Origin of the sequence: Pseudomonas paraglycinae (genome assembly GCF_021601625.1) — a bacterium.
Taxonomy (GTDB): Bacteria; Pseudomonadota; Gammaproteobacteria; order Pseudomonadales; family Pseudomonadaceae; genus Aquipseudomonas; species Aquipseudomonas paraglycinae.
In genome coordinates this window covers 82,484-100,082 of record NZ_BQHR01000015.1, presented here as the reverse complement: position 1 = coordinate 100,082, position 17,599 = coordinate 82,484, and the positions used below count along the sequence as shown (strand labels likewise).

The following is a 17,599-nucleotide window of genomic DNA, read 5'->3' as shown; positions in this document are numbered from 1 at the left end:
ACGCGGGTGTGCGGGCCTGAACCGTACAGTCAGGCGCCAGAGTCGCGGTACAGCGACTATCGGCAGTGAATTCCTTCGAACTTTCTGCCGTCCGGTCAGCTCTTAACCCTTCACAGGTTGATGAATTCATCAGAGAATCCCATCTGCCGGGTCAGAAACTACCATTGCCGTGTAAGCTTTCGCGCCATGCTTCTCCATTCCCCCATGGCCCCAGGCGGCCCACTGTACGAGCGACTACATGCAAGCAAAGGCCCGCGAGGTTCATGTACCACCGGTGTTGCAGGATCTGCGCGCCGGCACGGCCGAACTGCACATTGCACTTGAAAAGCGCCTTCCTTTTTTCTCCGACACCCTTGATCTGCACGCTTTCGAGCGACTGATGCGCGCCTATTACGGCTTCTATCAGCCATTGGAAGCCGTGCTGCAGGACAGCGACGCGATTCCCGCTGATTTTGATCTGGCTTCCCGCCTCAAGGCACCGACCCTGCAACGCGATCTGCAAGCGCTGGGCGCAAATGGTGGCGATTTTCCGATCTGCCGCCGGTTGCCCGTCATCGACTCCGCCGCCGCGTGTCTGGGGGTGTTGTATGTGCTGGAAGGCGCGACTCTCGGCGGGCAGATCCTGCGTCGGGAGATCGCCACACGGCTGAGCCTGGGCGCGGAAAACGGCGCGGCGTTTCTGGACGTTTACGGTGCCGCCACCGGCCGGCGCTGGCTCGATTTCATCGAATACCTGGGCAGTCGCCCGATGGACACCGACGAGCGTAAAGCCGTCGTGGCGGCGGCCCACACTACATTCAGTTGTTTCGAGCAGTGGCTCGAAAGTCAGGAGGTTCTGGTATGAACCCGCAAGACAAAGAAGTCTTTGAAGAGTTGCTGGCCAACTGCGCCGACGAGCCGATCCGCTTTCCCGGCGCGATCCAGCCGCACGGTTTGCTGCTGACCCTGAGCGAGCCGGACCTTTCGATCATTCAGATCAGCGCCAACGTCGAGACCTTGCTCGCCCGGCCGGCACAGGAACTGATCGGCCAGCCACTGCAAAGCCTGATCGGCGATGCCCATGCCGCGCAGGTTCGCGAGGCCTTGCAGCAACCGGCCTTGTCCGATGCGCCGCCGCTGCACTTTCGCCTCAACGGCACCGCGTTCGAAGGTTTGCTGCATCGGCATCAGGATGTGCTGATCCTGGAGCTGGAAATCCACGTCGAGAACTTCCAGCCGCGTAACGTCGCCGGCACCGAAACCCACCTCGGGCGGATGCTCGCGCGCCTGCAAAAGGCCCAGAGCCTGCAGGCGCTGTACGACATCAGCGTCAAGGAAATCCAGGCCATGACCGGTTACGACCGGGTGCTGATCTATCGCTTCGAAGAGGAGGGCCACGGTCAGGTCATCGCCGAAGCGTCCGATCCGTCGATGGAAGTCTTCAACGGTCTGTTTTTCCCGGCCTCCGACATCCCCGAGCAGGCCCGCGAGCTGTACCGCACCAACTGGCTGCGGATCATTCCGAATGCCGACTACCAACCGGTGCCGCTGGTACCCAAGTTGCGCCCGGACACCCAGACCCCGCTGGACCTGAGTTTCGCGACGCTGCGCAGCGTGTCGCCGATCCACTGCCAGTACATGAAGAACATGGGCGTGCTGTCCTCGATGAGCATTTCCCTGCTCAAGGGCGACAAGCTCTGGGGCCTGATCAGTTGCGGCAATCGTCAGCCGCTGCACGTGCCGCACGAGTTGCGCACGGCATGCCAGACCATCGGCCAGGTGCTGTCGTTGCAGATCAGTGCGATGGAAGCGCTGGAAGTCAGCCGTCAACGCGAGGAAAAGGTCGAGGCGCTGGCGCTGCTCAATCAGGCGATGATCGACTCGCCACAGAACGTCTTCGATGGCCTGGCCAATCAGCCACAGGTTCTGATGGCGCTGGCCAATGCCGGCGGCATCGCGATCATCGAAGACAAGCAATTGCACCGTTACGGTAATTGCCCGGAGCCGGAAGAGATCCGTGCCCTGCACAAATGGCTGCAGGAGCGTGGCGAGCCGGTGTTTGCCAGTCATCACCTGGCCAGCGTCTACCCGCCGGCCGCGCACTATCAGCAGGTCGCCAGCGGCGTGCTCGCCATGAGCCTGCCCAAACCGGTGGACAACGGCGTGCTGTGGTTCCGCCCCGAAGTCAAAGAGAACATCAACTGGAGCGGCGACCCGCGCAAGCCGCTGGATCTGGAAAACTCTGACGCCGGCCTTCGTCTGCGGCCGCGTACCTCGTTCGAAATCTGGAAGGTCGAGATGGCCGGGATTTCCACCAAATGGAGCCACGGCGATCTGTTTGCCGCCAACGACCTGCGTCGCTCGGCCCTGGAAAACGATCTGGCCCGCCAGGTACGCCGCGAGCAGGAAGCAGTGCGTGCCCGCGACGAGCTGGTAGCGGTGGTTTCCCACGACCTGCGCAACCCGATGACCGTGATCTCGATGCTGTGCGGCATGATGCAGAAGGCTTTCAGCTCCGACGGGCCGCACACTTCGCGGCGCATCTCGACTGCGATCGACACCATGCAACAAGCCGCCGGGCGCATGAACACGCTGCTGGAAGACTTGCTCGACACTTCGAAAATCGACGCCGGCCGCTACACCATCGCGCCGCAGAAACTCGATGTCGCGCAGATGTTCGAAGAGGCGCAATCGCTGCTGGCGCCGCTGGCGCTGGACAAGGACATCAGCATCTCGTTCGAGGCCGATCCCGACCTGAGCATCCATGCCGACCCCGAGCGGTTGTTTCAGGTGCTGTCGAATCTGGTCGGCAACGCGATCAAATTCACCCCGCGCCTAGGTACGGTCGACGTGTATGCCAAATCGGTCGGTGACGACATCGTCTTCACAGTACGCGACAGCGGCGAAGGCATTCCCAAGGATCACTTGCCGCACGTGTTCGACCGTTACTGGACGGTGAAGGAAGGCAATCCGACCGGCACCGGGCTGGGCCTGTACATCACGCAGGGCATCGTCGAGGCCCATGGCGGGCAGATCGTTGCCGAGAGTGAGCCGGGGCAGGGCAGTGAATTCCGCTTCACCGTGCCGCGTCTGGACTGAAACGCGGATCAGCGCTCGGGTGGCTGCAATATGGCCACCCACTCGGCGGCGAATCGATGGCAATCGCCGGGCCAGCGCGCCGTCAGCAGTTGCCCGTCGCGCACCACAAATCCCGATTGCAGTTTCTGCGCACAATCGCGCTTGGCGATCAGCGGACCGCGTTTGAAGTCGGTTTTGCTGGCCAGCGCGGTTTTCACTTCCGCTTCGACGGTCTGCTTGTAGGTGCGGTAGTAGCGCCCCAGCCACGCAGCTGTCATCAGCCACGCCGGCAACTCCATGGTGGCCGCGAGCAATGCCGTCACTTTGCGCCCGAACAACACCGACCGCCCGGTATCGGGGTCGAGCGTCCTCGCCAGCAACAGCACACCATGACACACCGCCGCCACGGGTTTTTCGGCTTTGAAAAATTGCAGGGCAATCTGCTGGGCCTGCGTGGATTCCAACAACGTGCGCATGCCTTTGGCATGCCCGCCGGGGATCAGCAGACCATCGAATCGATTCGTGTCGACATCGGCATACGCCAGCGGCTGCCTGAACGCTTCGGACTCGATCATCTGCGTGTAACTGTCCAGATCGGCCTTGCGCGTCATCAGCATCGAACTCAACAGGCCGAAGCCGATATCCACCAGCCGTGGATCGGCGTGGGCGGGCAAGCCTTGCGGCGTGGCAAAACGTACCTCGATCCCCGCGTCGCGCATGGCCTGCCAGGGCACACTGCTTTCGGTGGGGTCGTAATCGGCGCAGGGCAACAGAATCAGAATCATCGAGGGCAGACTTCCTGGTCAAAAGTGATCGCATAGCCAGAGCGTAGTGGGTCTGCGTGAGCGGGGGTAATTTCCTTCAATACTGCCCGGTGTGCGCTGGCTACTGTGGGCGCCTTGTTCCTCGATTTGAAGCAGGTGTGCGATGAGTCTGATTGTGTCGATGGCGGCGTTTGCCCTGGCCGCGTCCATTACCCCGGGGCCGGTGAATATCGTGGCGTTGAGCTCGGGGGCGCAGTTCGGCTTTCGCGCCAGTCAGAGGCATGTGGCCGGGGCGACGCTGGGATTTGTGTTGTTGCTGGTGTTGATGGGGCTGGGGCTGCACGAAGTGCTCAAGCTGTGGCCGGCGCTGACCCGCGTGGTGCAACTGGCCGGGGTGGCGTTTTTGCTGTTCATGGCTTGGAAACTGGCCACGGATGACGGCCAGTTGAATGCGGGAGAATCGGGCAGGGCGCCGTCGATGCTCTACGGCGCAGTGATGCAGTGGCTCAATCCCAAGGCCTGGCTGGCCTGCGTGGCGGGGATGGGCGCGTTTGTCGCCGATGGCGAGGCGCGGCTGGTGTGGCAGTTTGCAGCGGTGTATCTGGTGATCTGTTATCTGTCGGTCGGCTGTTGGGCGTATGCCGGGACGTTCTTGCGCGGTTATCTTGGCAACCCGGCGGGGATGCGCTTGTTCAACCGGGTGATGGCGTTGCTGTTGGCGGTGAGTGCGGGGTATCTGTTGCTGCCGTGAGTGTGACGGGGCTTGGGTTTAAAGGTGTTTAAGGATGCGTCCGACAAACCACGCGAACTTGCGCCATTGCCTACGCATCCGCCAGAATCCGCCGGCTTGTGCGCCTTGGGAGCGGGTTCTATTGTTTGCCGGTCGCTGACGAATCAGCGATCGGGTCTCGCAGCCCGCGATCTCTAGACGCACAACACCCTCCAGTTTTATGGCGGCTGTACGTGGGAGACCCTCGGGTCTGCCGGTTCTAGAGTCCCGGTCTGCGACCCGCGTATAGCTGCCACCTCTTCGTATCGCAGCGAATCGTGGCGGCTCCATGACTCTGGAGATTCAATCATGATCAAACCAACACCAAACCCACCCGAAACCGACCCGACCTCGCCCTACGAAACCCTCGACTCCAAGAAATTCCACGAAGCCGCCGACCGCGCTCTCGACCACTACCTCAATCCGTTCCACCCCAGAAAACCGATGCTCAAACCCAACACCCGCTACCTCATCGCCCCCGGCATCGACAGCGAAGAACTGCTGGCCGACGCCTGCGAAACCCTGACCTCGGCCAAAACCATGGCCACCGACTTCGCCGGGCTGGTGGATGGCTCGTATCGGCATGTGCTGTTGGGGATTGCGCAATTGATCATGCTGGGTGAACTGGCGGTGAATCGTGCGCTGGATAATCTGGAGTTGAAGGCCGAGGCGCCTCTGTAACCTGATCGTTCCCACGCTTTGCGTGGGAATGCAGCCCGGGACGCTCCGCGTCCCTTCCAAACCGAGACGGCCCAATGCGGGCCGTTTTTTCGTTTAACCCCGATACTGCCCCGGCGTAGCCGCCAGATGCTGCTTGAACGCCCGCTGAAAATGCGCCTGATCGGCAAACCCCGCCTCCAGCGCCACATCCGCAATCAACTGCCCGCGCCTCAGACACTCTCGGGCAAACTGAATGCGCTGGTTGACCAAGAACGCATGGGGCGTCATGCCGAAATGCTGTTTGAAGGCGCGAATCAAATAGGACGGTGACAGCTCGGCGGCGGCGCAAATGTCGTCGAGGCTGAGCAGGTCGGTGCAATGCTGGCGAATGAAGTCGGCGGCGCGTTCGAGTTTGAAGTTCGGTTCGCGCAACGGTGGTTCGACAGGATTCAGGCGCAGTTGCAGCTCGCTGAAAAACTCCACCGCAGCGCTCTGTTTGCGCAGCACGTCTTGCTGCTCGTCGACCAATATCGCGTACAACGCATTCAAGTCGCGAAACAGGTGGGCGTCATTCAAATGGGTATCGGCAAACCGCCGAAACTCAAGCTCCGCGCTGAACCCCAGCTGATGCTGCAGATCCGTCAGCCAGGGCGTTTCCACATACAACATCAAATACGACCACGGCTGGTCATCGATCGGGTTGCACGCGTGCACGTCCCCCGGATTCATCAGCACCACGGTGCCGGCCGTCACTTCGAAAGATGATTGCTCATGCACGTAAGTGCTGCGCCCGGCGGTGATCGCGCCGATGGAAAAGTGCGCGTGGGAGTGCCGTGAATAGCAGACCTCGCGCCCATCGGCGATGGCCCGCGCTTCGATGAAGGGCAGGGCGTCGTCGCGCCAGAAGCGCGGGGCTTGTTCAGGGTTCTTGGCGGCAGCTTTCATCGTTGTGGTTCTCGGCAGACCAGTGCCCGAGTGTATTAGCTCTGGCCGGCGAAGGCTCGTTCGAGTTCGGCAATGTCGAGTTTTTTCATCCGGAACATGGCCTGCATCGCCCGTTGGACCTTGGTCTGGTCGGGGTCGGTCATCATGTGCATGAAGGCCACCGGCACGATCTGCCACGATACGCCGAACTTGTCCTTGAGCCAGCCGCATTGCTGGGCTTCCACCGGCCCGCCGGCGCTGAGGTTGCCCCAGAAATGGTCGACTTCTTCCTGATTCTGGCAATTGACCTGAAACGAGATCGCCTCATTGAACTTGAACATCGGCCCGCCATTGAGCCCGGTGAAGGTATGGCCGTCGAGTTCGAAACTGACGGTCATCACCGAGCCTTCCGGGCGCCCGTGGAATTCCTGGCCGACCTTGCTGTAGTGGGTGAGGGCGGTGATTTTCGAGTGATCGAAGATCGAGCAGTAGAACTTGGCCGCCGCCTCGGCCTGATCGTCGAACCACAGGCACGGGGTCAGCTTTTGAAAGCGTTGCATGGCAGTCATCCTCGGCAGGTTAGACACGCTGGATTAAAAGCGTAGTCAGTCCGAAGCGGGTCGTAGGCGCCATAGATCGACAAGTGCGCCCAAAAACGTTTGTCGTTAGACTTGCCGGCCCGATTTTGCCGCAAGGACGCTCTGCATCATGGTTGCCTCTCGTACATGGATTTTTTTCTGCCTGTTTGCCGCCGCGTCGGCCAGTGCCGAACCGTTGAGCTGTCAGCTCTCGGATCCGGCAAACAGGTACAGCGTCGATGTGACCATCGAGCATCCACCGACGCAGAACTTCGAGCCAGTGGCGGCGCAAGTCATCCTGCGCGACAAGTCCAGTGGCGAAGTGTTGCAACGAATCGACACGGCCGATGCCGTCGACCTGGTTCCGCTCAACGATTCAGCCAAGGCCTTGCGATGCGATGAGCAACGTCTGGTGGTGTTTGGCGACTTCAATTTCGATGGACACCAGGATCTGGCGCTCCGTAACGGTAACGACGGTGGCTACGGCGCGGCGTCCTATGACGTCTATCTGTTTAAGCCGTCGAGCCCGGTGCTGGTGCCGAACAAGGCTTTGTCGGCGCTGACTCGCGAACCGTATCTGGGATTGTTTGAAGTCGATGGCGCCGCTCGCCACCTTGTCACACACGCGAAGAGCGGTTGCTGCTGGCGCCAGAGCAGTACCTGGCAGGTGAAGGACAATTCGCCGGTCAAGGTGACCGAAATCATCGAGGTGGCACAGCGGCCGTCGGAAGGCAGCCCGCTGATGCCGGCGGGTTATACCGACGTCACGCAGCGGGAATTGAAGGAAGGCAAATGGCGGGAACAGCGTCGCCTTGAAGGGCCCGTGGGTGAAGCGCCGGTGATGCTGCGGGGCAAGCTCGATGGCAAGCTCCCATTCGAGCTGTGGTGGCAGATGCTGGGTGGCGTCTACATTGGCGAGGTTCGTTATACGAAAACGGGCAATGGCCAACCGATCCGACTGGTGGGCGAGACCTACGATGACGGAGCTGTGTTGCTGCATGAGCTGGACGCCCAGGGCCGTGTCACCGGCGACTGGTACGTGGCAGGTGAGCCTGATGAGCACGGCTTTCAGGGCGGAACATGGCACGACGGCGACAAGTCTCTGATCTTCGAAGCACGGCCGACGGCGTTCCGGGTTGCACCGCAAAAGTTTCAGACGCCCACGGGCGATCAGCGTGAAGGACGTTACGTGATGATGGCGCCGGACGAGCGATCGGCGTGGCTGACGATCAAAATCGTGCCGGCCACCGAGACGTGTGCGGGTGAGCAGGCGTTGATCCAGATGGCCGTGACGCAACCGGGCAAACCACCCCGTGAGGAGAACCGGCAGTGGCCGTTGCAGGCGGGCAATCTGGTGATTGGTCAGGATCAGATCGCCGAGCCACTCTATCGATTGCGACTGCTCGACGGAGCGGTGCAAGTAGAGGGTGCCGGTGAGTTCTCTGATTTCAGAGGGGCTTACGCAAAGCAACCCTGAAGGCGATTGTTGTCTTTATGACTATCACTGAAGTCGATATGACTCTTTCTGGGTTGAGTCATATTGACTTCTTATGGCTTATCTAGCTGATCTTTAAAGTAAAAAAATCTGGCACACGAATTGATATATCAATCGTACAAACTGATCCGCTCAGGAGTACGAAACATGTTCACCTTCTTCGAGAATCCGCTGAACGTTCTGCACCTGTCGAGCAAAGTGCTCGTCGCCGGTCTGGTCATGTTGCTGGCCGGGATCTACGGCGCTTATCTGTATCAGGGCCACATGCCGATTGCGTTGCTGGTGGCGATGCATGCCATGACCATCGTTGGCCCGACGCTGATCAAGATCGGCTATGTGATGCGGCTCCTGTCTCAATATCGGCTGGGCCCACATCACGCCGCCGTGGTGGTTTGAACATGCGCAGACTCGCCGATGCGCCGCTGTTCAGCCTGGGCTTCCGGCCGCTGTTTCTGGCCGGGGCAGGATTCGCCGCGCTGGCGATCCTGATCTGGGGTCTGTGGCTTTACGGACATTGGTTCGATCTGCAACCGGTGGGCGGCATGCTTGCGTGGCATCGACATGAAATGCCCTTCGGTTTCGCGGCGGCGATCGTTGCCGGGTTTCTGCTGACGGCGGTGCCCAACTGGACCGGCATTCCCGGAGTGCGCGGCGGGGCGCTGATCGCGCTGGTCTCGGTCTGGCTGCTCGGGCGTGTAGCCTGGTGGCTGCCGTTGCCGACCGGGCTGATTCTGGCGCTGCAATGGGGTTTTCTGCCGCTGCTGGCGGTGATGCTGGGACGGGATCTGGTCGCCGCCCGCAAACGTGATAACTACCCGATTGTGTTGGTGCTTGGGCTGATGGCGGGTTGTCAGGCGCTGACTTTGATCGGCCTGTACAACGACGATGCCGGCCTGCAACGCCAGGGTGTGCTGGGCGCATTGTGGCTGGTGGCGGCGTTGATGACCGTGATTGGCGGGCGGGTGATTCCGTTCTTTATTCAGCGCGGCTTGAACCGTCCGCCGGCACCCGTCGCCAATCCACTGCCAACCCGATTGCTGTTGATCGGCAGCCTGCTGACCGCTGTCACTTTTGCGGCAGGCCTCAATGATTCGCCCCGGCTGTGGCTGACGGGCCTGTTTGTGCTGACCGGCAGTTTGCAGTTGATGCGGCTGATCCGCTGGCATGATCGCGGGATGTGGCGGGTGCCGCTGCTCTGGTCGTTGTATCTGGCTTACGGCTGGATGGCGTTGGCAATCTGGGCCATGGCGCTGTGGCATCTGGGTTTGATCGGCCAGCAAAGCCTGGCGACCCATGCGCTGGCGGTCGGCGGGGTGGGCGGGTTGATTCTGGCGATGATTGCGCGGGTCAGTCTCGGTCACACCGGCCGGTTGTTGCAGCTCTCGAAAGGCATGGTGCTGGGCTTTGCGCTGGTGCTGATCGCGGCGGGTTGCCGGGTGTTGCTGGTGCCGTTTTCCAGTCTGGGGCTGGGGCTGTCGGTGGTGCTCTGGTGCGCGGGGTTCGCGCTGTTTTTGCGGCATTACACCGGGATCCTGCTTAAGCCGAGGCTCTAGGGTTTTTATCCGCGACGCTCGGCAATCATCAACAACGACTGCGGCATCGGGCTTTGCGGATGCTGCGGCTCGCGCAGGCCGGTCAACTGCAGGCCGGCCATGTCCAGCGCATTCAGCCAACTGGACAAGGTGCGGAAATACCACGGCATCGGTTGCCACTCGCCCTGAAAACCGTCGAAGGTTTCTTCCCGCCATCCATCCTGATAATCACCGGTCGCGACCGACCACGGATGCAGCGTCTGGATCACCAGCGCACCGCCGGGCACGAGCAGGGCATTCATCGCCGCGAGCAGCGGAATGATGTCCTGATGCAGCAGGGAAAAGTTGGCGCAGATCAGGTCGTAGTCGCGGCCAATGTCGACCTTCGCCTCAACCAGATCTTCGTAACTGGCGACATGCACGGGCGATGAACCTGCCACCCGCGCGGCCTCGACCAGCGTCGCATCACCGTCCACGCCGACTGCGTCAAACCCTCGCTCGGCCAGCGCCCGCAACAGCCAGCCTTCGCCGCATCCCAGATCGAGCACGCGCTCGGGCTGACGCCCCATTACCGCCAGCAGAATGGCCTGATCAGTGACCTGCCGGCGACTCTCGATGGCGCCGCTGCGCACGGCTTCGGTCCAGGCCCGGGCGTTGTGGTGCCAGCTCTGGAGGAGGGTGGATTCAGGCGAGGACATGACGGACTCCGGGATCGCGGGATGCAGGCAAGGATAGGTCAGGTGTAGTCGGCCAGTTGAATCCGGTTGCGACCGCCGCGTTTGGATTCGTAGAGCGCGCTGTCACCTTGCTCGATCAACGCCGCGAGGCTGGCCGGCGGCTGATCGAACACCTTGGCACCGATGCTCAGGGTGACGGCCTGCGGTGTGGTGTAGGTCTGCGAAGTCATCTGTTGGAACTGCTCACGCAGCGCACTGCCCAGCACCATGATCTGTGCGTGCGACGCATCGCCCAGCAGCATCACGAATTCGTCACCGCCCAGCCGTGCTGCCAGCGCATCTTTGGGCAGTACCGCGCGGATCATTTCGCTGAGGGCGATGAGCAAGCGGTCGCCGGCGGTGTGGCCGTACAGATCGTTGATCAGTTTGAAGTTGTCGATGTCGATCAGCAGCAGGGCGCCGGGGCGGGCGCTGGAGACTTCGTCGAGCAGGCGCGGTGCGCGGACTTCCAGGGCGCGGCGGTTGTACAGCGCGGTCAGCGGATCCCGGGCGGCCAGTTCGGCAATCTGCTTTTCCCGCCGGTAGCGCTCGGTGCCGGTCATCGACAGCGCGATCAGCATGATCGCCATCGCGCCTTCAACCAGGGAAATCTGAATGATTTCGCCACGCAGCGACGCCAGATCGATCAACGTGCCCGGAATCACCGCGATGATCGCCTTGGCGAAATAGAACGCGCCGTGGATCAGCAGCACATAACGCAATTGCACCGCGCCGACGCTCAACGATTTGCCGTGCGGGCGCAGCAACAGGCTGGCTCGCAGCATCAACGCGGCCACCAGCAGCGAGTTAGCCATCAGCATGATCTTCGACCACGACGGATCTTCCGGTAGCAGCAGCAACGCCAGCCAGAGCAGGAACATCAAGTACCAGGCGCGTGACAAGCGCTGCTGGGTAAACCGCGCGACCCCAAGCAGAAACAGCCAGTGCGCGACCACCAGCAGGCCGTTGGCGAACCAGATGCCGATCAGCGGATAACCATTGGCGCGCAACAGGGCCAGGCTCGAACCGACGGTGATGGTGGCGAAACCGGCGCTCCAGAACAGCAGGGAAGGTTCGCGGATGCTGCGCCATTCGACCGCCAGATACAGGGCGGCCGCCGCGGCCAGGGCGGTGGAAATGGTGAGCATCGTGAGAGGATCGAGCGCCATGAAAGGACAGGTCTGCCTGGATAGTGTTAATGGGCCACGATTGTAAGCGTTCCCCCAATGGGCTGCTATTTTCACTCACCGGATATTCCATTTTCAGGCGAGGTGTCCCATGGACCGATTGACCGGCGGTTGTCTGTGCGGCGAAGTGCGGATTGAGGCGTCCGGGCGACCCTACAGGGTTGGCGTTTGCCATTGTCTGGATTGCCGCAAACACCATGGCGCGCTGTTTGCCGCGTCGGCGATCTTTCCCGAGGACGCGGTGACGATCAGCGGCGAGACCCGTGACTATGCCGGGCGACATTTCTGTCCGCGTTGTGGCTCGTCGGTGTTTGGCCGCAGTGGCGATGAAGTCGAAGTGAATCTGGGCGCGCTGGATGCGCCGGATCAATTCCAGCCCACCTATGAGCTGTGGACGGTGCGTCGCGAGTCGTGGCTGCCGGCCTTCCCATTGGCCCGACACTACGTGCGTGATCGCGAGAGAACGGGGCGAACCGAAGAGTAACCGGGGTCAGGCAGGGCGCCTGACCCCGGCCACTATTAGCCGCGAATGAACGCCAGCAGATCCGCGTTGATCGTCGGCGCCTCGGTGGTCGGCATTCCGTGGGGGAAGCCCGGATAGATCTTCAGCGTGCTGTTTTTCAGCAGCTTCGCCGACAGCACACCGGCGTTTTCATAGGGCACGATCTGGTCGTCGTCGCCGTGCATCACCAGCACCGGGATCGAGATGCTTTTCAGGTCGGCGGTGAAGTCGGTCTGTGAGAAGGCAACGATGCCGTCGTAGTGCGCCTTGGCGCCGCCCATCATGCCCTGACGCCACCAGTTCGCAATGATCCCTTCCGATGGCTTGGCGCCAGGGCGGTTGTAGCCGTAAAACGGCCCACTGGGCACGTCGCGATAGAACTGCGCACGATTGGCCGCCAGTTGCGCCTGAAGATCGTCGAACACTGACTTGGGCAAACCGCCGGGGCTGCTCTCGGTTTTCACCATCAGCGGCGGCACGGCGCTGATGATCGCGGCTTTCGATACCCGATCCTCGCCATGCCGGGCGATGTAGTGAATCACCTCGCCGCCACCGGTGGAGTGGCCGACGTGCACGGCTTTCTGCGTCCCCAGATGATTGACTACCGCCGCCACATCGTCGGCGTAGTGATCCATGTCGTGGCCGTCCCAGACCTGGCTCGAACGCCCGTGACCCCGTCGATCATGGGCCACGACCCGGAAGCCCTGTGCCAGGAAAAACAGCATCTGCGCATCCCAGTCGTCCGCGCTGAGCGGCCAGCCGTGGTGGAAGTGGATCACCGGAGCGTCTTTCGGGCCCCAGTCCTTGTAGAAGATTTCGACGCCGTCTTTCGTTGTGACAAATCCCATGTTCGCGACTCCTGGAAAGTGTGAAAGGGCAGGTCTTGCGATGACAACCGGAATCAACTGTAGGAGCAAAGTCGGCACTTTGGTCGAAGAATTCCCGAACGGTGCGGCATGACCGGTGGTCGCAGCGGCTGGTCGTCGGGTCAAAATGCGCTTAGCTGAAAGGGATAAGCCGAGGCGCGCACGGACATCGAGAGCCGGAGCAGCGCCCTTCAGAACACCGTGAGTCTGAGGAAGTCCCCGATGCTGACCTTGAACATCAATGGCAAGGATCAGGAGCTCGATGTCCCCGCGGACATGCCGTTGCTCTGGGTCCTGCGCGATGTCGCGCACCTGACCGGTACCAAATTCGGTTGTGGCATGGCCCAGTGCGGTGCTTGTACCGTGCACGTCGATGGCGCACCGCTGCGCTCCTGCATCACCCCGGCCACGGCCGTCGCCCATGGCCAGAAGATCCTCACCATCGAAGGCCTGTCGAGCGACGGTTCGCACCCGGTACAGCAGGCCTGGGCCGAACTGGACGTGGTGCAATGCGGCTACTGCCAGTCCGGGCAGATCATGTCCGCCGCCGCGTTGCTGGCGAAAATCCCCAAACCCACCGACAGCGATATCGATCAGGCGCTCTCCGGCAATATCTGCCGCTGCGGCACGTACCCAAGAATCCGCGCGGCGGTCAAACGCGCGGCCGACATCGGCTGAGCGAGGGGGAGGTGAGTGATGAACAGTCCTGTATCCCGTCGCGGATTTCTCAAGGGCAGCGCCGTGCTTGGCGGTGGTCTGGTGGTGGCGTTCGTGGTGCCCGGCGGCAATCGCTTTGCCAAGGCAGCCGAGAACGAAGGCAAGGTGTTTGCGCCGAACGCGTTCCTGCGTATTGCAGCGGACAACAGCGTGACCGTGCTGCTCGGCCATTCGGAAATGGGCCAGGGCATCTGGACCGGCCTGACCATGTTGATCGCCGAAGAGCTGGACGCAGACTGGTCGAAGATTCGCGTTGAGCACTCGCCCGCCTCGGCAGCCGATTACGGCATGCCAGGTTTTGGCGGGATGCAGATTACCGGCGGCTCCACTTCAACCTGGATGGAATTCGACCGTTACCGGCTCGCCGGTGCCACGGCGCGGCAGATGCTGATCGAAGCGGCGGCCAAGCGTTTCAACGTGGCACCGTCGACGATCCGCACCGAATCCGGCGTGGTGATTGCCGGCGACAACCGCGCCACCTACGGCGAACTGGCGGACGCCGCCGGGCAACTGCCGGTGCCGGATCCGAAGTCGATCACCTTTAAAGAAGCCAAGGACTGGAAGGTTATCGGCAAACCCACCAAACGTCTCGACACCCCGGAGAAAATCACCGGCCGCGCCAAGTTCGGCATGGACGTGCAGTTCGAGGGATTGATGACGGCGATGGTCGCGCGGGCGCCGGCGTTCGGCGCCACGGTGAAATCCTTCGAAGGCGCAGAAGCCCTGGCGATCCCCGGCGTGCACAAAGTGGTGCAGGTGCCAACCGGTGTGGCGGTGGTCGCCGAGCATTACTGGGCGGCAAAACTCGGTCGCGATGCGTTGAAGGTCGATTGGGACCTGGGGCCGAACGCTGATCTGAGCAGTGAAAAGCTGTTGGCGAGTTTCCGCAAACTGGCGGCCACGCCGGGCACTTCGGCGGCGCAGGCCGGCGATGCCAAGGGCAACTTCGGCAAGGCAGCGAAGAAAATCGATGTTGAATACAGCGTGCCATACCTGGCCCACGCGCCGATGGAGCCGCTCAACTGCACGGTGAAGATCAGCGCCGACAAGTGCGAGATCTGGACCGGCACCCAGTTCCAGACGCTGGATCAGATGGTTGCCGGCAAGATCACCGGGCTCAAGCCGGAGCAGGTGGAGATTCACACCGAATTTCTCGGTGGTGGTTTCGGCCGGCGGGCCAACCCGACCTCGGACTTTGTCGCCGAAGCGGTGCAAGTGGCCAAGGCTGCGGCGATGCCGGTGAAAACCGTGTGGTCGCGCGAAGACGATATTCGCGGTGGCTACTACCGCTCGATGTTTCTGCATCAGGCGAAGATCGGCCTCGGCGCCGACGGCCTGCCGCTGGCCTGGCAGCATGTGCTGGTCGGGCAATCGATCATGGCCGGCACCATGCTCGAGAAAACCATGGTCAAGAACGGCGTCGACCAGACGTCGGTCGAAGGCGTTTCGGACAGCCCGTACATCAAGGGCCTGGCCCATCATCAGGTCGATCTGCACTCGCCGACCACCGGGATCAACGTGCTGTGGCTGCGTTCGGTGGGTCATAGCCACACCGCGTTTGTCATGGAGTCGCTGATCGATGAAATGGCCACGGCGGCGGGCAAGGACCCGGTGGAGTACCGAAGAACGCTGCTCAAGGATCATGCCCGGCATCTCGGCGTGTTGAATCTGGCGGTGGAGAAGGCCAACTGGAAAGCCCCGCTGCCGGACGGCCATGCGCTGGGCGTGGCGGTGCACGAATCGTTCGGCAGTTACGTGGCGCAGGTGGCGGAGGTGTCACAGGACAATCTGGCGATCCGCGTGCATCGCGTGGTCTGCGCGGTGGACTGCGGGATTGCGGTCAACCCGCAGAGCATCGCTGCGCAGATGGAGTCGTGCATCACCTTCGGCCTGGGCATGGCGCTGCACAGCAAACTGACGCTCAAGGACGGCCATGTCGTGCAGTCCAACTATCACGACTATCAGGTGTTGCGGCTCAATGAAATGCCGCTGGTCGAGGTGCACATCGTGCCCAGCAGCGAGAAACCCGGCGGCATCGGCGAGGCCGGTGTACCGCCCACGGCGCCGGCGGTGGCCAACGCGGTATTCGCCCTGACCGGGCAGCGCCTGCGGGAAATGCCGCTGCAATTGTCGGGGGTGTGAGATGAAACGACATTTGTTGTTGGGCACGGTGATTCTGCTTGGGCTGGGCGGTTACGCGTCGGATCTGTTCGCTGACGATCAGGAAGCCTTGAAGGCCTTCAGCACGGTGCAGAAAGTCTTCCAGAGCCCGCGCTGCCAGAACTGTCACATTCCCGGCGATTCGCCGTTGCAGTTCGACGCCGGCATCCCCCACGCGATGAACGTGGTACGCGGCATGGACGGCAAGGGCGCCGCCGGTTTGCCCTGCGCCACCTGTCACGCCGAAAGCAATCCGCCGGCCAGTTACGGCCCCCATGCGCCACCGGGCGCGCCTCACTGGAGCCTGCCGCCTGCCGCCCACAAGATGGCCTGGATCGGTCTGCCGCCGGATCGCTTGTGCGCAATGATCAAGGACCGCGCCAGCAACGGCGACCGGGACTTCGCCGCGCTGATCAAACACGTCAGCGAGGACAAACTGGTGCTCTGGGGCTGGAATCCCGGGGCAGGGCGCGCGCCGGTGCCGGTGCCGCACGATATCTTCGTGACCCAGTTCAAACTCTGGGCCGATGCGGGCGGGCCGTGTCCGGTGGCCGGTGGATGAGAAGTTGAGTCATTGCTGATTCGGGCTACGCTCAACTGCATCGACGACAAAGGAGTGTGTGATGCTGGTACCCGGCAAACCCGCCAATGAAGCTGCGCGCATTCAAGCGCTGCAGGACCTGAAGCTGCTCGACACCGCACCGGAGGAGCGCTTCGACCGGCTGACGCGACTGGCCAAGCGTCTGTTCAACGTGCCGATCGCGCTGGTCACGCTGGTGGACAAGGAGCGGCAATGGTTCAAGTCCTGCGTGGGGCTGGACACGGCCGAAACGCCACGCTCTGTTTCATTCTGTGGCCATGCGATTCTCAAGGACGAGCTCATGCTGGTACCTGACGCCCGAGAGGACGAGCGTTTCCACGACAACCCTTTGGTTACCGGGGAGCCGAAAATCCGGTTCTACGCCGGTTATCCGCTGACCGTACCCAGCGGCAACAAGATGGGCACCTTGTGCCTGATCGACACCAAACCCCGCGATCTCGACGACGAGGAGCGCGCCCTGCTGCGCGATCTGGCCGGCATGGCCGAGCAGGAACTGATGGCCGTGCAGATGGCGAGCATGGACGAGCTGACGCTGCTGTCCAATCGTCGCGGCTTCAAGATGCTGGCCCAGCACGCGCTCGACGCCTGCGCACGCCTGGAAAAACCGGCGACGCTGCTGTTTTTCGACCTCAATGATTTCAAGCAGATCAACGACCTTTATGGGCACGCCGAGGGCGACAGCGCGCTCAAGACCTTCGCCGATGTGCTGCGCATCGCCTTTCGCGAGAGCGATGTGGTCGGGCGGCTGGGCGGCGATGAATTCGTGGCGCTGCTGACCGGCTCAAGCCATGTCGAAACCACGGCGATCATGGCGCGACTCAAGGAAATTCTCGAAGAGCGCAATGCCACGTTGCACCGGGGTTACGCGATTCGCTTCAGCGTCGGCCAGATCGAATACAACCCGCAGCGCCATGACACCGTGGACAAGTTACTGGCGGATGCGGATGCAGCGATGTATGAGCACAAGCAAGCGTTGAAGCGTTGTTGATTCTGGCCTTATCGCCAGCAGGCTGGCTCCCACAGAAAAAGACGATGTTAACGAAATCGCAGGCATGAAAAAGCCCGCCTGAA

At 61.9% G+C, this 17,599-nt stretch carries 18 protein-coding genes; 12 read left to right on the top strand and 6 right to left on the bottom strand.

Going from position 1 to position 17,599, the window contains the following annotated elements; translation table 11 throughout:
- Window positions 1-238: 238 nt before the first annotated feature.
- Together L6D82_RS21465 and L6D82_RS21460 are read left to right on the top strand one after the other, a co-directional pair.
- Window positions 239-844, top strand: a complete 606-nt coding sequence (locus L6D82_RS21465; protein ID WP_085748309.1) for a biliverdin-producing heme oxygenase — start codon at window positions 239-241, stop codon at window positions 842-844.
- Entirely contained in the window at window positions 841-3,078 is a 2,238-nt protein-coding gene (locus tag L6D82_RS21460; RefSeq protein ID WP_236191508.1) for an ATP-binding protein, read from the top strand. Before L6D82_RS21465 ends, L6D82_RS21460 begins: the two co-directional genes overlap by 4 nt.
- An 8-nt stretch (window positions 3,079-3,086) precedes the next feature.
- Here L6D82_RS21460 and L6D82_RS21455 read toward each other — a convergent pair whose 3' ends face one another.
- On the bottom strand, window positions 3,087-3,842 hold the full coding sequence (locus L6D82_RS21455) for a type 1 glutamine amidotransferase domain-containing protein (RefSeq protein WP_236191500.1): 756 nt from the start codon (window positions 3,840-3,842) through the stop codon (window positions 3,087-3,089).
- 142 nt (window positions 3,843-3,984) lie between these two features.
- On the opposite strand from L6D82_RS21455, the gene L6D82_RS21450 reads away from it, so the two are divergent.
- Both L6D82_RS21450 and L6D82_RS21445 read left to right on the top strand, forming a co-directional pair.
- The gene (locus L6D82_RS21450; protein ID WP_102717744.1) at window positions 3,985-4,572 is read left to right on the top strand and encodes a LysE family translocator; all 588 of its coding nucleotides are present in this window, start codon (window positions 3,985-3,987) and stop codon (window positions 4,570-4,572) included.
- 327 nt (window positions 4,573-4,899) lie between these two features.
- Complete coding sequence (locus L6D82_RS21445) at window positions 4,900-5,271, top strand: DUF6124 family protein (protein ID WP_236191495.1); 372 nt, start codon at window positions 4,900-4,902, stop codon at window positions 5,269-5,271.
- A gap of 93 nt (window positions 5,272-5,364) precedes the next feature.
- On the opposite strand, the gene L6D82_RS21440 is transcribed toward L6D82_RS21445, so the two are convergent.
- The gene (locus L6D82_RS21440) at window positions 5,365-6,195 is read right to left on the bottom strand and encodes a helix-turn-helix transcriptional regulator (protein ID WP_236191493.1); all 831 of its coding nucleotides are present in this window, start codon (window positions 6,193-6,195) and stop codon (window positions 5,365-5,367) included.
- 35 nt (window positions 6,196-6,230) lie between these two features.
- Entirely contained in the window at window positions 6,231-6,734 is a 504-nt protein-coding gene (locus L6D82_RS21435) for a VOC family protein (protein WP_085748412.1), read from the bottom strand.
- Window positions 6,735-6,882: 148 nt separating this feature from the next.
- On the opposite strand from L6D82_RS21435, the gene L6D82_RS21430 reads away from it, so the two are divergent.
- From L6D82_RS21430 to L6D82_RS21420, 3 genes are all read left to right on the top strand, one after another.
- Window positions 6,883-8,229 carry an FG-GAP repeat protein gene (locus L6D82_RS21430; protein ID WP_236191491.1) on the top strand — a complete coding sequence of 449 codons (1,347 nt, stop codon included), beginning with the start codon at window positions 6,883-6,885 and terminating at the stop codon, window positions 8,227-8,229.
- A 165-nt stretch (window positions 8,230-8,394) separates the two neighbouring features.
- The gene (locus L6D82_RS21425) at window positions 8,395-8,643 is read left to right on the top strand and encodes a transmembrane sensor/regulator PpyR (protein WP_085748410.1); all 249 of its coding nucleotides are present in this window, start codon (window positions 8,395-8,397) and stop codon (window positions 8,641-8,643) included.
- 2 nt (window positions 8,644-8,645) lie between these two features.
- On the top strand, window positions 8,646-9,800 hold the full coding sequence (locus L6D82_RS21420; protein ID WP_236191490.1) for an NnrS family protein: 1,155 nt from the start codon (window positions 8,646-8,648) through the stop codon (window positions 9,798-9,800).
- A 5-nt stretch (window positions 9,801-9,805) separates the two neighbouring features.
- On the opposite strand, the gene L6D82_RS21415 is transcribed toward L6D82_RS21420, so the two are convergent.
- Window positions 9,806-10,477 carry a class I SAM-dependent methyltransferase gene (locus L6D82_RS21415; protein ID WP_085748408.1) on the bottom strand — a complete coding sequence of 224 codons (672 nt, stop codon included), beginning with the start codon at window positions 10,475-10,477 and terminating at the stop codon, window positions 9,806-9,808.
- 38 nt (window positions 10,478-10,515) lie between these two features.
- On the bottom strand, window positions 10,516-11,664 hold the full coding sequence (locus L6D82_RS21410) for a GGDEF domain-containing protein (RefSeq protein WP_085748407.1): 1,149 nt from the start codon (window positions 11,662-11,664) through the stop codon (window positions 10,516-10,518).
- A gap of 109 nt (window positions 11,665-11,773) precedes the next feature.
- On the opposite strand from L6D82_RS21410, the gene L6D82_RS21405 reads away from it, so the two are divergent.
- Window positions 11,774-12,166, top strand: coding sequence for a GFA family protein (locus L6D82_RS21405; protein ID WP_085667809.1), 393 nt, complete (start codon window positions 11,774-11,776; stop codon window positions 12,164-12,166).
- A 35-nt stretch (window positions 12,167-12,201) separates the two neighbouring features.
- Here the strand turns inward: L6D82_RS21405 and L6D82_RS21400 are convergent, their stop codons facing one another.
- A complete protein-coding gene (locus L6D82_RS21400) occupies window positions 12,202-13,032 on the bottom strand; it encodes an alpha/beta fold hydrolase (protein WP_102687403.1) in 831 nt (276 codons plus the stop codon).
- 240 nt (window positions 13,033-13,272) lie between these two features.
- On the opposite strand from L6D82_RS21400, the gene L6D82_RS21395 reads away from it, so the two are divergent.
- The 4 genes from L6D82_RS21395 (at window position 13,273) to L6D82_RS21380 (ending at window position 17,516) form a co-directional block, all read left to right on the top strand.
- Complete coding sequence (locus L6D82_RS21395; protein ID WP_007956954.1) at window positions 13,273-13,728, top strand: (2Fe-2S)-binding protein; 456 nt, start codon at window positions 13,273-13,275, stop codon at window positions 13,726-13,728.
- Between the two features lie 18 nt (window positions 13,729-13,746).
- Entirely contained in the window at window positions 13,747-15,909 is a 2,163-nt protein-coding gene (locus tag L6D82_RS21390; RefSeq protein ID WP_236191489.1) for a xanthine dehydrogenase family protein molybdopterin-binding subunit, read from the top strand.
- 1 nt (window position 15,910) lies between these two features.
- Window positions 15,911-16,489, top strand: a complete 579-nt coding sequence (locus tag L6D82_RS21385) for a hypothetical protein (RefSeq protein WP_102687405.1) — start codon at window positions 15,911-15,913, stop codon at window positions 16,487-16,489.
- A gap of 61 nt (window positions 16,490-16,550) precedes the next feature.
- Window positions 16,551-17,516, top strand: a complete 966-nt coding sequence (locus L6D82_RS21380; protein ID WP_236191488.1) for a sensor domain-containing diguanylate cyclase — start codon at window positions 16,551-16,553, stop codon at window positions 17,514-17,516.
- Window positions 17,517-17,599 lie beyond the last annotated feature (83 nt).

Bases quoted from the DNA above. Each gene is read 5' to 3' on its own strand.
- L6D82_RS21465 (WP_085748309.1), top strand. From the start codon at position 239: ATGCAAGCAAAGGCCCGCGAGGTTCATGTACCACCGGTGTTGCAGGAT.
- L6D82_RS21460 (WP_236191508.1), top strand. From the start codon at position 841: ATGAACCCGCAAGACAAAGAAGTCTTTGAAGAGTTGCTGGCCAACTGC.
- L6D82_RS21455 (WP_236191500.1), bottom strand. From the start codon at position 3,842: ATGATTCTGATTCTGTTGCCCTGCGCCGATTACGACCCCACCGAAAGC.
- L6D82_RS21450 (WP_102717744.1), top strand. From the start codon at position 3,985: ATGAGTCTGATTGTGTCGATGGCGGCGTTTGCCCTGGCCGCGTCCATT.
- L6D82_RS21445 (WP_236191495.1), top strand. From the start codon at position 4,900: ATGATCAAACCAACACCAAACCCACCCGAAACCGACCCGACCTCGCCC.
- L6D82_RS21440 (WP_236191493.1), bottom strand. From the start codon at position 6,195: ATGAAAGCTGCCGCCAAGAACCCTGAACAAGCCCCGCGCTTCTGGCGC.
- L6D82_RS21435 (WP_085748412.1), bottom strand. From the start codon at position 6,734: ATGCAACGCTTTCAAAAGCTGACCCCGTGCCTGTGGTTCGACGATCAG.
- L6D82_RS21430 (WP_236191491.1), top strand. From the start codon at position 6,883: ATGGTTGCCTCTCGTACATGGATTTTTTTCTGCCTGTTTGCCGCCGCG.
- L6D82_RS21425 (WP_085748410.1), top strand. From the start codon at position 8,395: ATGTTCACCTTCTTCGAGAATCCGCTGAACGTTCTGCACCTGTCGAGC.
- L6D82_RS21420 (WP_236191490.1), top strand. From the start codon at position 8,646: ATGCGCAGACTCGCCGATGCGCCGCTGTTCAGCCTGGGCTTCCGGCCG.
- L6D82_RS21415 (WP_085748408.1), bottom strand. From the start codon at position 10,477: ATGTCCTCGCCTGAATCCACCCTCCTCCAGAGCTGGCACCACAACGCC.
- L6D82_RS21410 (WP_085748407.1), bottom strand. From the start codon at position 11,664: ATGGCGCTCGATCCTCTCACGATGCTCACCATTTCCACCGCCCTGGCC.
- L6D82_RS21405 (WP_085667809.1), top strand. From the start codon at position 11,774: ATGGACCGATTGACCGGCGGTTGTCTGTGCGGCGAAGTGCGGATTGAG.
- L6D82_RS21400 (WP_102687403.1), bottom strand. From the start codon at position 13,032: ATGGGATTTGTCACAACGAAAGACGGCGTCGAAATCTTCTACAAGGAC.
- L6D82_RS21395 (WP_007956954.1), top strand. From the start codon at position 13,273: ATGCTGACCTTGAACATCAATGGCAAGGATCAGGAGCTCGATGTCCCC.
- L6D82_RS21390 (WP_236191489.1), top strand. From the start codon at position 13,747: ATGAACAGTCCTGTATCCCGTCGCGGATTTCTCAAGGGCAGCGCCGTG.
- L6D82_RS21385 (WP_102687405.1), top strand. From the start codon at position 15,911: ATGAAACGACATTTGTTGTTGGGCACGGTGATTCTGCTTGGGCTGGGC.
- L6D82_RS21380 (WP_236191488.1), top strand. From the start codon at position 16,551: ATGCTGGTACCCGGCAAACCCGCCAATGAAGCTGCGCGCATTCAAGCG.